General features: G+C 66.8%; 8 protein-coding genes. 6 read left to right on the top strand and 2 right to left on the bottom strand.

Annotation, left to right across the window (positions count from 1 at the left end; all coding sequences use genetic code 11):
- Positions 1-99: 99 nt before the first annotated feature.
- A complete protein-coding gene (locus tag JOE66_RS12495) occupies positions 100-966 on the top strand; it encodes a DUF4214 domain-containing protein (RefSeq protein ID WP_205109903.1) in 867 nt (288 codons plus the stop codon).
- A 196-nt stretch (positions 967-1,162) separates the two neighbouring features.
- Here the strand turns inward: JOE66_RS12495 and JOE66_RS17490 are convergent, their stop codons facing one another.
- Positions 1,163-2,563, bottom strand: coding sequence for a ThiF family adenylyltransferase (locus JOE66_RS17490; RefSeq protein WP_205109901.1), 1,401 nt, complete (start codon positions 2,561-2,563; stop codon positions 1,163-1,165).
- Between the two features lie 370 nt (positions 2,564-2,933).
- Here JOE66_RS17490 and JOE66_RS12485 point away from each other — a divergent pair, with 370 nt between their 5' ends.
- From JOE66_RS12485 to JOE66_RS12470, 4 genes are all read left to right on the top strand, one after another.
- The gene (locus JOE66_RS12485) at positions 2,934-6,815 is read left to right on the top strand and encodes an AAA family ATPase (protein WP_205109899.1); all 3,882 of its coding nucleotides are present in this window, start codon (positions 2,934-2,936) and stop codon (positions 6,813-6,815) included.
- A 54-nt stretch (positions 6,816-6,869) separates the two neighbouring features.
- Positions 6,870-7,745, top strand: coding sequence for a signal recognition particle-docking protein FtsY (ftsY, locus tag JOE66_RS12480; protein WP_205109898.1), 876 nt, complete (start codon positions 6,870-6,872; stop codon positions 7,743-7,745).
- Positions 7,746-7,904: 159 nt separating this feature from the next.
- A complete protein-coding gene (ffh, locus tag JOE66_RS12475) occupies positions 7,905-9,491 on the top strand; it encodes a signal recognition particle protein (RefSeq protein WP_205109896.1) in 1,587 nt (528 codons plus the stop codon).
- A gap of 218 nt (positions 9,492-9,709) precedes the next feature.
- A complete protein-coding gene (locus JOE66_RS12470) occupies positions 9,710-10,531 on the top strand; it encodes an LLM class F420-dependent oxidoreductase (RefSeq protein WP_205109894.1) in 822 nt (273 codons plus the stop codon).
- Between the two features lie 327 nt (positions 10,532-10,858).
- On the opposite strand, the gene JOE66_RS12465 is transcribed toward JOE66_RS12470, so the two are convergent.
- Positions 10,859-11,995, bottom strand: coding sequence for a glutamate--cysteine ligase (locus JOE66_RS12465; protein ID WP_205109892.1), 1,137 nt, complete (start codon positions 11,993-11,995; stop codon positions 10,859-10,861).
- A gap of 271 nt (positions 11,996-12,266) precedes the next feature.
- On the opposite strand from JOE66_RS12465, the gene rpsP reads away from it, so the two are divergent.
- Complete coding sequence (rpsP, locus tag JOE66_RS12460; protein WP_205109890.1) at positions 12,267-12,692, top strand: 30S ribosomal protein S16; 426 nt, start codon at positions 12,267-12,269, stop codon at positions 12,690-12,692.
- The last annotated feature ends 3 nt before the right edge of the window (positions 12,693-12,695 follow it).

Below are 12,695 nucleotides of genomic sequence, written 5' to 3'. Positions count from 1 at the left end.
CGAGTTGCGTGGGTAGACCGGTTGTCGGACTGCGTCGCCTTCGATGAGATCATTGGCAGCATGATTCGACGAATGGGTTCTCGTGCGGGAGCCATCAGAATGGCCCTGTTGGCAGTGGTCGCCTCGGTGACGCTTGCGACACCCGCAATGGCAGCGCACCGGCCCGCTACAGTCGAGGCGAGCATCACAGGGAGTGTGACGGGTTCGTTCTACGACGGAATCGGGAACCTCTTGCCCGGCACAGTGAGCCTGTACCAGCTCGACGGAACGCTTGTCCAATCGGAGTACACCGACACTGGCTACTGGGCTTTCCAGAATGTGGAACAGGGTAGTTACACGCTTCGCGCATATCGGAATCTGCCGAGCGCAGACCCTGACGTGCCGAATTCGGTCTGGTTCGAACGGGAGAACACGATCCAGTCCGCGACTCCGATCGTCGTTTCGGCCGGCAGAAGTCCCTACCTGTTCATCAACTTGTCCAGCGCCGAGCGCAGTCACAATCAGGGGTATGTGACATCGCTTTATCAGGACTATCTCGGCAGATTTCCCTCGGCGGACGAGACCAACGGTTGGGTCGACAGGCTTACGCAGGGTGCGCCTCGGGGCGCGATCTCGGCCGGCTTCGTGAACAGCGATGAGTATCGACTCATCCGAATCGACAATGCCTACCAGAGCATCCTCGGGCGTGGGGCAGACGGTTCTGGCCGAGCCGACTGGCTGCATTGGATGCAGCAGGGTCGCTTGACACCAGACGATATCGAGACGTCCTTCTACGCATCACAGGAGTACTTCCTTCAGCACGGCGGCACCAATCCGTCGTTCACTAGGTCGCTCTACAGACACTGTTGCATCGTGAGGCAAACCAGGCCGATCAGGACTTCTGGTCGAAGCTCGCCGCGCAGAACGGTCGAGACTGGGTCATTTCGCGATTCTGGGATTCAACGGAGACCATCAGTGAGCGGGTGAGTCTGATGTACGAAAGTTACCTGGGGCGGACCCCAGACAGTGGTGGTCTGGCGAGCTGGGTTGGAGTGGCGCTTCAGATCGGTGGCTCGGGCCTGCGCGCTGGTCTCACCGGAAGCGAAGAATACTGGCTGCGAGCGTTCCACCGATACGGAGGGTGACGGCAGGCTCACCGGCGGCCGAGCAACCGTCATTCTCTTCAGTAGCGCGGCAGCTCGGGGTCGATAGTCGCTGCCCATGCGTCGATGCCGCCCTCGACGAAGGTCACATCGGTGTAGCCCGACTGCAGCATGACTTCGCGGGCGTAGCGAGACCGGGTGTCGTGGTGGCAGTGAACGAGAACCTGCTCGCCCATGAGGAGGTCACGCGCCTGGTCGGAGAGCAGGTTCGCCAGGGGGAGGAGCACTGCACCCTCGATGGAGACGAATTCGTACTCCCAGGGCTCCCGCACGTCGACGAGCACGAAGTCGTCTGTTCCCAGGTTGCGGGCCGCGAGGCGGTCGGCGAGCTGGGCGACGGTGATCGAGGGGGCGGCAGGAGCCGGGCTCGGCGCGGCAGCGCGATGCGGGCGCGTCGTCGGGGCCGGGCTCGACGCAGCCGCGGGTGCCGGGCCCAGGCCTGAGTTCGAGGCAGGGCGAGAGTCTGAAGCCGAGCCCGAGCCCGACGTGGCCTCAGGCGCCGAACCCGAGCCCGAGCCGGCCGGAGGTGCCGAACCCGAGGTCGCAGCAGGCGCCAAAGCCGACACAGAGTCCGAGTCCGGGTCTGCGTCTGGGGCTGAGGTGCCGGCCGTCGCTGACGCCGCGGCAGGGGCGGTGGCGTGGGGCTCGGCCGCACGGAACGGTACCTGCGTTTGCGAGCCGTCGAGGGCATCCACCACCAGAACGCGCCCGATCATCGGCTCCCCGAAACCGGCGATCAGCTTCAGGGCCTCGGTAGCCATGGCGGCCCCGATCGTGGCGCAGAGCGGCCCGAGCACGCCCGCGACCGAACACGACTCGAGTTCGTCGTCGGCCGGCGGCGAGGGGTAGAGGTCGCGAAGGGTGACTCCGCGGCCAGCGCCAACATCTCCTGCCCGCTGCCAGAACACCGACATCTGCCCGTCGAACCGCAACACCGACCCCCAGATGTACGGCATCCCCAGCAGGGCCGCCGTGTCATTCGCCAGGTATCGCGTGCTGAAATTGTCGGTCCCGTCGATCACCAGGTCGTATCCCGACAGAATGCGGGCCGCGTTCCCCCCGTCGAGCCGAACCTCATGCACCTCCACAACGACAAGCGGGTTGAGTCGCTGGATCGCCGCGCGCGCCGAGCGGGCCTTCGACGTGCCGACCGCCGAGGCCGAATGGATGATCTGCCGCTGCAGGTTCGAAACATCGACGGCATCATCATCCACAATGCCGATCGTGCCGACCCCTGCGCCGGCGAGATACAGCAGAACCGGCGACCCCAGGCCACCCGCGCCGAGCACGAGCACCCGCGCACCCTTGAGCCGGCGCTGGCCTTCGAGCCCGATCTGTGGCAGCCGGATCTGGCGGGAGTACCGCTCGAGTTCGTCGGGGGTGAGCTCGGGGCCGGGGGCGACGAGGGGTGTGCGTGCCATAACCCCCAACCCTAAACCCGCGGCGCGTGCCCGAGCCGGCTCGTGCCCGCGACCGAACCTGCTCGTGCCCGCGACCGAACCTGCTCGCGCGCGCCACCGAGCCTGCTCGCGCGCGCCACCGACTCGGCTCGTGTGCGCGACCGGACCGGCTCGGGTGCGCCACGGATTCGTCCACGGGCGACATCGCGTGCAGTCTGCACGTGGCACCGCGTGTGGACGAATCCGTGGTGGCACGGCGGCGGCTGGGCCCGGGCAGACGGCTCGACCCGCCGCGCCGCCGCGTCACAGGGCTGAAGAACCGGCAGGGTTGGGTACCGTAGACCCAGCAACTAGACGCGAGAATCACGAGAGCCACACGAGAGGGTCGCCGGTGTACCTGAAGAGCCTGACCCTCAAGGGGTTCAAGTCCTTCGCTCAGCCGACCACATTCGCGTTCGAAACCGGCGTCACCTGCGTCATCGGGCCGAACGGCTCTGGCAAGAGCAACGTAGTGGATGCCCTGGCCTGGGTCATGGGCGAACAGGGTGTCAAGACCCTCCGCGGCGGCAAGATGGAAGACGTCATCTTCGCCGGCACCTCCACCCGGGGCCCGCTCGGCCGCGCCGAGGTCATCCTCACCATCGACAACGCCGACGGCGCGCTGCCGATCGACTACTCCGAGGTGACGATCAGTCGCACCCTGTTCCGCAACGGCGGCAGCGAGTACGCCATCAACGGCGACTCCTGCCGGCTGCTCGACGTGCAGGAACTGCTGAGCGATTCCGGTCTGGGCAGAGAGATGCACGTCATCGTCGGGCAGGGGCAGCTCGACGCCGTGCTGCACGCCACGCCCGAGGGGCGGCGTGGTTTCATCGAGGAGGCCGCGGGCATCCTGAAGCATCGCCGCCGCAAGGAGAAGACGCAGCGCAAGCTCGAGGCCATGCAGGCGAACCTCACCCGGCTGAGCGACCTCGCTGGCGAGATCCGCAGGCAGCTCAAGCCGCTGGGGCGGCAAGCCGAGGTCGCCAAAGAGGCACAGGGCATCGCAGCGATCGTTCGGGATGCCCGCGCCCGCCTCCTGGCAGACGAAGTGGTCACGCTGCGAGCCGCCCTCGACGACCACTCCCGCAGCGAGAACGAACGGCGAACCGAACGGATTGTGCTGCAGGAGCGCCTCGAACAGAACCAGTTGCGCATCAACCGCATCGAGCAGGCGCAGGTGGGCGATGCGGTCGACTTCGCCCGGCGAACGGCCTTCGGGCTCGAGTCTGTGCAGGAGCGGCTGCGCGGCCTCTACACGCTGGCGAACCAGCGGCTCGCGCTGCTCGGCTCCGAGGCGGAGACGGCGTCGAACGGGCCCGGGGTGACCGCAAGCATGGTCGCCGACGCGCAGGAGGAGGCCAAGCGCCTCGCCGAACGGGTGGCTGCGGCCGAACAGGGCTGGCGCGATGCCGGTGCCGCGACGCTGGCCGTGCGGCAGTCGCTCGACGCCGTGGACGAGCAGATCGCCGTGCAGAGCGCGCTCGTGTCGAAACACGATCTCGAGATCTCGAAACTCACCGGCCAGCTCGAGTCGGCCAATTCGCGGCTCGCGGCCGTTCGTGGCGAAGACCTGCGCCAGCAGAACGCCCTCGATGCGGCCTTCGAGCGCCGCGGCCGGCTGCAGATGGAGTTCGCCGCCCTCGACGCCGAGGCCACGACGACCGACGCGGGCGCTACCGATCTCGACGAGGCGTACGAGTTCGCGCAGGCCGCCGTGTTCGAGGCCGAGGCCGAGATCGAACAGCTCCGGGATGCCCTGCACACGCTCGAACGTGAACGAGACGCTTTGGCGGGTAAGACGAGTGCACTGTCGATGGCGCTCGGGCAGAAAGACGGCTCGAGTGAGCTCGCCGGGTCGGGATTGCCGGGCATCCGGGGCCTCGTGGCGGAGCACGTGCAGGTGACGCCGGGGTTCGAGGCCGCGATCGCTGCTGCGCTGGGGTCGCTGGCCGACGGGGTGCTCGCCGACACGGCGGAGGCGGCGTTCGCTGCGCTCACCTCGGCCCGCGATGCCGACATGGGCCGCGTGGAGGTCATCATCGCCTCGGCAGCTGCTGCTGCCCCCTCCGGTGGCGAAAGTGAGGCCACTGCGCCGAAGAGCGACGCGCCGGCCGGACTCAACTCGGCGCAGCGGCCTCACGTGCCAGAGGCCGGCGCGCTGCAGGGCGCGCGGCCGGGCTCGGGGCTCGTGTGGGCGGTCGATGTGGTGCGTGCGCCCGATGGTGTGCGGGCGATCCTGGCGCAGACGCTCATCGCCGACGACCTCGAGTCTGCGCGGGCCGCGTGGCGTGGCGCCGTTGCCGCAGCCAACGCGTCCCTGCGTGGCGGCGACGGTAGGGATGCCGATGGTGAGGCCGCTGCGCCGGAAAGCGGCGCCTCCGCCGGACTCACTTCGGCGCAGACGACTCACGCGGGCGCGGGCCAGCGCGGGCACGGCGGCGACGGCTTCGGCCCGCTCACGATCATCACGAAGAGCGGAGACGTGCTCACCGAGTACGTGCTCCGCGGCGGATCCGGCGCGAAACGATCGCGACTCGAACTCGTGGCCGAGCGCGACTCGGCGGCGACCCGGCTCGAGACTGTGAAGACCGAGATCGACCGTGCCCGCGAAACGCTGGCCGAGCAGCGATCCATTCTCCAGAATGCCAAGCAGCAGTCAACGGATGCGCTCTCAGCACTGCGCGAGTTCGATTCGCGCCTCGCCGCCCAAGCGGAACGGCTCTCTCGCCTGAAGGCACAGGTCGACGCGAGCCACAGCGAGTTCGAGCGGCTCGAGCGTTCGCGTGCCGCCGCCAAGGAGACTGTGGCAACCGCGCTGGCCGCGGCCGAGAAGGCGCGCGCCGAACTCGAGGCGATGCGCTCGCGGCCTCGGCCCATTCTTGACGTGAGTTCGCGTGACGACCTGTTCGGCGCACTCGAGGCCGCCCGCGAAGGCGAGATCGAGGCGCGACTTTCGCTTGAAACGGCGCGCGAACGCGTGCGAGCCGAACTCGCCAGAGTGGCCGAGCTCGAACGCCAGAGGGTGGCTGAGCGCGTCGCGGCAGAGGAGGCCGCGCGGCGGGCCGTGATTCGTCGCCGGCAGGTCGAATCGGCGACGGCCGTGGTCACCGCGTTGCCCGAGGTGCTCGACTCCGTCGACCGCTCGGTCACCGTGGCGCGGCTCGAACTCGCCCAGCGCGAGGCCGAGCGCGCTGAACAGAACGCCGAACTCACCGAGTTGCGCCGCGAGGAATCGGGGCTTCGCGAGCGGCTCCAGGGCATCACCGAGAACGTGCACGGTCTCGAACTGCAGATCTACGAGAAGAAACTGCACCTGTCGAGCGTGCTCGAGCGCGTGGGCTCGGAGCTTGGCCTCGTCGAGGCAGACCTCGTGGCGGAGTACGGGCCTGACGAACCCATTCCGGTCGATGGTGTGGGGGTCGACCGGCGCCCCGCCGCTGCGTCCAACGCCAGCTCGCCCTCCCATGCCAGTGGTTCAACCGACAGCGCCACCGACGGGGCGCCGGCCGGGCAGGGAGAGAACAGCAGTGGTTCGGGCGATGAAGCGTCTGCCGGGCATCCGACCGTGCCGTTCAATCGCGACGAGCAGAAGCGCCGCCTCGCGAGGGCCGAACGGATGCTCGGCGAGCTCGGCCGCGTGAACCCCCTTGCCCTCGAGGAGTTCGACGCGTTGGAGCAGCGCCACAAGTTCCTCACCGAACAGCTCACCGACCTCACGAACACGCGCAAAGACCTGCTGACGATCATCGACGAGATCGACGACAAGATGAAGTACATCTTCGAGGCAGCCTTCAATGACACGAAGGCGGCGTTCGCCGAGGTGTTCCCCGTGCTGTTTCCCGGCGGCACCGGCAGCATCTCCCTCACAGACCCCGGCGACCTCCTGACCACGGGCGTCGAGGTCTCGGTGAAGCCCGCTGGCAAGAAGATCGAACGCCTGTCGCTGCTCTCTGGAGGGGAGCGGTCGCTCGCGGCGGTTGCACTGCTCATCGCCATCTTCAAGGCGCGCCCCAGTCCGTTCTACATCATGGACGAGGTCGAAGCAGCCCTCGACGATGCCAACCTCGGCCGCCTGCTGACCATCTTCCAGGACCTCCGCGAGACCTCCCAGCTCATCGTCATCACCCACCAGAAGCGCACGATGGAGATCGCCGACGCGCTCTACGGTGTCTCGATGCGGCATGACGGGGTGTCGGCCGTGATCGGCCAGCGGGTGAAAGACAGCGCCTGACGCCCGCTCACAGCCGGGGCAGCGTCGACCCCGCCCGCACCATAGGCTGGTCGCATGGCTGAACGCACTCCCTGGTCGCTTTCCGGAGCCCTTCGCGGCATGTTCGCGAAGCGCACGATCGACGCCGAGACCTGGGACGACCTCGAAACCGCGCTCATCACAGCCGACTTCGGCATCGACGTCACCGACCAGATCGTCGACGATCTGCGGGCCAAGGTCGCACGTTTCAGCACCACAGACCCCAAAGACCTGCAGCGGATGCTCCGCGAAACCCTCGAGGAACGCTTCTCCAAGCTCGACTCGACCCTGAATCTCACCGAACGCCCGGCGGTCGTGCTCGTCGTCGGCGTGAACGGGGTCGGCAAGACAACGACCATCGGCAAATTCGCAAAGTTCCTAGCGAACTACAACCGCAGCGTGGTCGTCGGTGCAGCCGACACCTTCCGCGCCGCGGCGGTCGAGCAGGTCGCGACCTGGGCCGAGCGGGCGGGCGCGCAGATCGTGAGGCCGCAGCAGGAGGGGCAGGACCCTGCGTCGGTCGCCTTTCAGACGGTCGATTTCGCGAAGCGCAACAACATCGAGATCGCCATCATCGACACTGCTGGCCGCCTGCAGACCAAGGGTGGCCTGATGGATGAGCTCACCAAGATCCGCCGGGTCATCGAGAAGCAGGCGCCGGTGTCTGAAGTGCTGCTCGTGCTCGATGCGACGACCGGCCAGAACGGCCTGCTGCAGGCCGAGGCATTCATCGAGCACGCCGGAGTGACCGGTCTCGTGCTGACCAAGCTTGACGGCTCGGCCAAGGCCGGCTTCGTGCTCGCGGTGCAGGAGCGCACGGGCATCCCGATCAAGCTCATCGGCCAGGGCGAAGGCATCAATGACCTCACCGGCTTCACGCCGCACGTCTTCGTACAGAACCTGATCGGCTGAAGCAAACTCAGCGGGCGCCCTGTACGGGAGTTGGGCTCTGTTCTCGCCGGTTGAGTAGCAGCGAAGCTGCGTATCGAAACCACGTCGTTGAGGCTGCGGGTTTCGATACGCTCCTGGCGGAGCTATTCAACCATCGGCTTCAGTTAACATTGAGGGATCATGGCAACTTTCGGAACCCTTTCTGACCGCTTAGCGGACACCTTTCGCAACCTCCGCACGAAGGGCAAGCTGAGCCCGGCCGATGTCGACGGTACCGTTCGTGAGATCCGCCGCGCCCTGCTCGATGCTGACGTGGCGCTCGACGTGGTCAAGGACTTCACCGGCAAGGTGCGCGAGCGCGCCCTCGGCGACGAGGTCAACAAGGCACTGAACCCGGCGCAGCAGGTCGTTCAGATCGTCAACGAGGAGCTCATCGCGATTCTGGGCGGTGAGGCCCGGCGCATCAACTTCGCCAAGAAGCCGCCGACCATCATCATGCTCGCCGGGCTTCAGGGTGCCGGTAAGACGACCCTCGCCGGCAAGCTGGCGAAGTGGCTCGCGAAAGACAACCACACGCCGCTGCTCGTCGCGGCCGACCTCCAGCGCCCCAACGCCGTGCAGCAGCTGCAGGTCGTTGCAGGGCAGGCCGGTGTTGCGGTCTACGCTCCCGAGCCCGGCAACGGCGTGGGCAACCCGGTCAAGGTCGCCAAAGACTCGATCAAGTGGGCCATCGACAAGCAGTACGACGTGGTCATCGTCGACACGGCCGGCCGCCTCGGCGTCGATGCCGACATGATGAAGCAGGCCGCAGACATCCGCAAGGCCGTCGACCCCGACGAGGTGCTCTTCGTCATCGACGCGATGATCGGGCAGGATGCTGTGGCCACCGCCAAGGCGTTCCAGGCTGGTGTCGACTTCACCGGTGTCGTGCTCACCAAACTCGACGGTGACGCCCGCGGTGGCGCGGCCCTGTCGGTCGCGTCGGTGACCGGTCGCCCGATCATCTTCGCCTCGACGGGCGAGTCGCTCGACGACTTCGAGCCGTTCTATCCCGACCGCATGGCGAGCCGTATTCTCGACCTCGGTGACATCCTGACGCTCATCGAGCAGGCCCAGGGCGCCTTCGACGAAGAAGAGGCGATGAAGGTTGCGGAGAAGTTCCGCACCGACACGTTCACCCTCGAGGACTTCCTCGGCCAGATGCAGCAGCTGCGCGGGGCAGGGTCGCTCAAGAAGATGATCGGCATGCTGCCCGGCGCCGGGGCGATGAAGGAGCAGCTCGCCAATTTCGATGAACGCGAGATCGTGCGCACTGAGGCGATCATCCAGTCGATGACGAAGGCGGAGCGGCAGAACCCGAAGCTGCTCAACGGCTCACGCCGGGTGCGCATCGCCCGCGGTTCAGGTATGACGGTCACCGACGTGAACCAGCTGGTGCAGCGTTTCGAGCAGGCCGCGAAGATGATGAAGACGGTTGCGCGCGGGGGAGTGCCACAGATTCCCGGAATGGGGCCGATCCCTGGAGCCGGCTTCGGTGGTGGTCGCGGCAAGGTGCAGCAGAAGAAGAAGGGCTCGAAGTCGGGCAACCCGGCCAAGCGCGCCGTGGAGAATGCCGCCTTGGCGTCGGGCGAGAAGCTGCCCAGCGCCGGTACGGCTGGTGCGCCGGCCGGCTCAGGTTTCGGACTGGGCAGCGGCGGTGCCGGCGCGGCCGCGGGCGGGCCGAGCGAGAAGGAGCTCGAGTCCCTGCAGAAGTTCCTGCGCCGCTGAGCCTGCCCGGGGCGCGTCGAGCGCGGCGTGCGCAAGTCCGCCGGTTGAGTAGGCCGAAGGCCGTATCGAAACCCCAACGCTGACCTCTCGCCCCCTGTCTCGATACGCAGCTCCGCTGCTACTCAACCAGCGTCAGAGCTGGTTCGTCGGGCAGTGGCGAGGCGGGCATCCATCACCTGTTCACACGGAGTGTCTGTGGAGAGGCTTAGGCTTTCTGTATGACCAACACGACGACGCGGCCGATTCGAATCGGCGTCCAGATCGCTCCCCAGCACTCCACCTACACGCAGATCCGCGACACCCTCACTTCCCTCGAAGAGCTCGGCGTCGACATCGCGTTCAACTGGGACCACTTCTACCCGCTCTCGGGTGACCCGGCCGGCCTGCACTTCGAAGGCTGGAGCATGCTCGCCGCCTGGGCAGAGCAGACCTCGACCATCGAGTTCGGCCCGCTCGTCACGTGCAACACCTATCGCAACCCCGACCTGCTCGCCGACATGGCACGCACGGTCGACCACATCTCGGCGAAGACCCCGGGTGCCGAGGGTCGTCTGATCTTCGGAATCGGCTCCGGCTGGTTCGAGCGCGACTACGACGAGTACGGCTACGAGTTCGGTACTGTCGGCCAGCGACTGGATGCCCTTGCCGAAAGCCTGCCGCGCATCGAAGCCCGCTGGGCCAAACTGACGCCGCCGCCCACGCGCGACATCCCGGTGCTCATCGGCGGTGGCGGAGAGAAGAAGACACTGCGCATCGTCGCCAAGCACGCCGACATCTGGCACAGCTTCGCCGACACCGAGACGCTCGAACGCAAGCTGGGCATCCTGCGTTCGCACTGCGACGAGATCGGCCGCGATTTCAGCGAGATCGAGATCTCGACCGGAACCCGCCCGCACACGCCGGGCAACTTCGATACGACCGACCTCGAAGCGCAGGTCGAGCTGGGTGCGAGCCTCTTCACGCTCGGCATCACGGGCCCCGACATCGACTTGTCGCCGATCGCCGATCTGCTCGCCTGGCGCGACGCGAAGAACGCGTAACCGGCCTCGCGCACGCGCCGGGACTGGCCGTCACCCAGACGCGGATGTGCGGCGGGTGAGTCACGTTCGCCGTGGTGAGTCACGTGTGCCAGTCTCACCAGGGCGCGGGTGGCTCACGAGTGGCGCGAGCGCGCTCGGCGGGAGCATGGTCGCGTCCGCAAGACGGGCGGGCGTCCAGCACTGCGACGCGGGTCGCTCACTTTCCCGTGCGGCCGCAGCGCCGTGATGAGGCACGTGTGCCAGACTCACGACGGCGTGCGTGGCGCACGCGAGAGTGAAACGGCTGGGCAGGCGCGCCCGACCGAGGCGCTCCCGCCGGCCAGGCGATCAGCCGCCGAGGCCGTGCCGCAGCTCGTGAGTCAGCGACGAGACCACCGCGTGCAGGCTGCCGCCGTTCTCGGCGGCGACCCGCAGCTGACGCTGGTAGCTGGCGCCGTGCTCGAGAATGAGGTTCACCTGGGCGAGCTCTGCCGAGCATCCGAGTCTCTCAGCCGTCGGGGCGAGAGTCACCAGCAGATCGCGGATCTCGTCTGTGACCAGTCGCTCGTCGCCGGCCGGGTTCAGGATGATCTCCGCATCGAGCCCGTACCTCGCCGCCCGCCACTTGTTCTCCCGCGTGAACCACGGCTGCAGCGTGACGAGTTCGCGCCCCGCGTCGAGTTCGCTCGACATGTGGTCCACGAGGCACTGGATCAGCGCCGCGACGGCCCCGATCTCCTGCGGGCTCGACAGCCCGTCGCAGGCGCGCATCTCGACCGTGCCCCACTTCGGCGAGGGGCGGATGTCCCAGCGCACCTCGGTGTAGTCGTCGATGATGCCGGTCACGGTCATGTCGGCGACATACTTCTCGTACTCTGCCCAGGTCGCGAACTGGTACGGCAGGCCCGCAGTGGGCAACTGCTGGAACATCAGCGCCCGGTTCGACGCGTACCCCATATTGACTCCACCCCAGAACGGGCTTGATGCGCTGAGCGCCTGCAGATGCGGGTAGTAGGTCAGAAGCCCGTCGAGCAGCGGCAGAACCTTGTCACGCGACTCGACCCCCACGTGCACGTGGATGCCCCAGATCATCATGTTGCGCCCCCACCACTGGGTGCGGTCGATGAGCCGGTGGTAGCGCTCCTTGTCGGTGACGGTCTGGTCGAACCACTGCGCGAAGGGGTGGGAGCCCGCGCACATGAGCTCGACGTCGAGGGGGTCGGTGATGGCGCGTACTTCGTCGAGCTGGCTGAGCAGATCATCCACTGCGTCGCCGATCGTGTGGTGCACCCGCGTCACGAGCTCGACCGTGTTGAGCAGCAGTTCGCCGGTGATCTGCGGATGCTCGGAGCCGTCGTTCTGCCGGAGCGCCTCGAGTACCTCGCTGGCGACAGACACCAGATCGCCCGAACTCTGGTCGACGAGCGCGATCTCCCACTCGATGCCGACCGTGGAGCGCTCGGACTCTGCGAAGCTGATCTCCATTGCTTAGCGCCCGCCCAACCTCTGGAGCCCCGCAGGTGCGCGACTCTGATGCAAATATCCTGACATGGATGCCCGATACCCGTGGTATTTCGCAATATCGCCGGTTAATTACTCGTCGGGGCAAATATCTGACAGAATGGTCAGTCGAGTCTGCCCCTGCCCGACCCTCTAATCAGGCGGTGCGCAGAACCTTAGAACTTATTCTTGGCCGAGTGTGCATCCCCACGCTCACGGCCGGCAGTTCGCCCCATAAAAATTACTCAGGAGAATTGTGGCTGTAAAAATCCGTTTGAAGCGCATGGGCAAGATCCGCGCTCCTTACTACCGTATTGTCGTTGCCGACTCGCGCACCAAGCGCGATGGCCGTGTCATCGAAGAGATCGGCAAGTACCACCCGACCGAGGAGCCCTCGTTCATCGAGGTCAAGAGCGATCGTGCCCAGTACTGGCTCGGCGTCGGCGCGCAGCCGACCGAGCAGGTCGAGGCCATCCTCAAGCTCACCGGTGACTGGGGCAAGTTCAAGGGTGACCCCAACGCGGTTTCGACCGTTCGCGTGAAAGAGCCGAAGGCTGTTTTCGTCGCAGACGAGAAGAAGAAACCCGTTCTTCGCCCCAAGGCCGAGGCGCCCGTCGCCGTCGCGCCCGTTGCCGCTGAGGTTTCGGCTGACGCCGACGCCGCCGCGACCGACGAGGCGTAAGTC

Origin of the sequence: Subtercola frigoramans, assembly GCF_016907385.1 — a bacterium.
GTDB lineage: Bacteria > Actinomycetota > Actinomycetes > Actinomycetales > Microbacteriaceae > Subtercola > Subtercola frigoramans.
The sequence above is the reverse complement of the archived record's forward strand: the minus strand, read 5'-3'. Positions and strand labels throughout refer to the sequence as shown.

Coding starts and splice junctions, on each gene's coding strand:
- JOE66_RS12495 (WP_205109903.1), top strand. CDS start 100: ATGGCCCTGTTGGCAGTGGTCGCCTCGGTGACGCTTGCGACACCCGCA.
- JOE66_RS17490 (WP_205109901.1), bottom strand. CDS start 2,563: ATGGCACGCACACCCCTCGTCGCCCCCGGCCCCGAGCTCACCCCCGAC.
- ftsY (WP_205109898.1), top strand. CDS start 6,870: ATGGCTGAACGCACTCCCTGGTCGCTTTCCGGAGCCCTTCGCGGCATG.
- ffh (WP_205109896.1), top strand. CDS start 7,905: ATGGCAACTTTCGGAACCCTTTCTGACCGCTTAGCGGACACCTTTCGC.
- JOE66_RS12470 (WP_205109894.1), top strand. CDS start 9,710: ATGACCAACACGACGACGCGGCCGATTCGAATCGGCGTCCAGATCGCT.
- JOE66_RS12465 (WP_205109892.1), bottom strand. CDS start 11,995: ATGGAGATCAGCTTCGCAGAGTCCGAGCGCTCCACGGTCGGCATCGAG.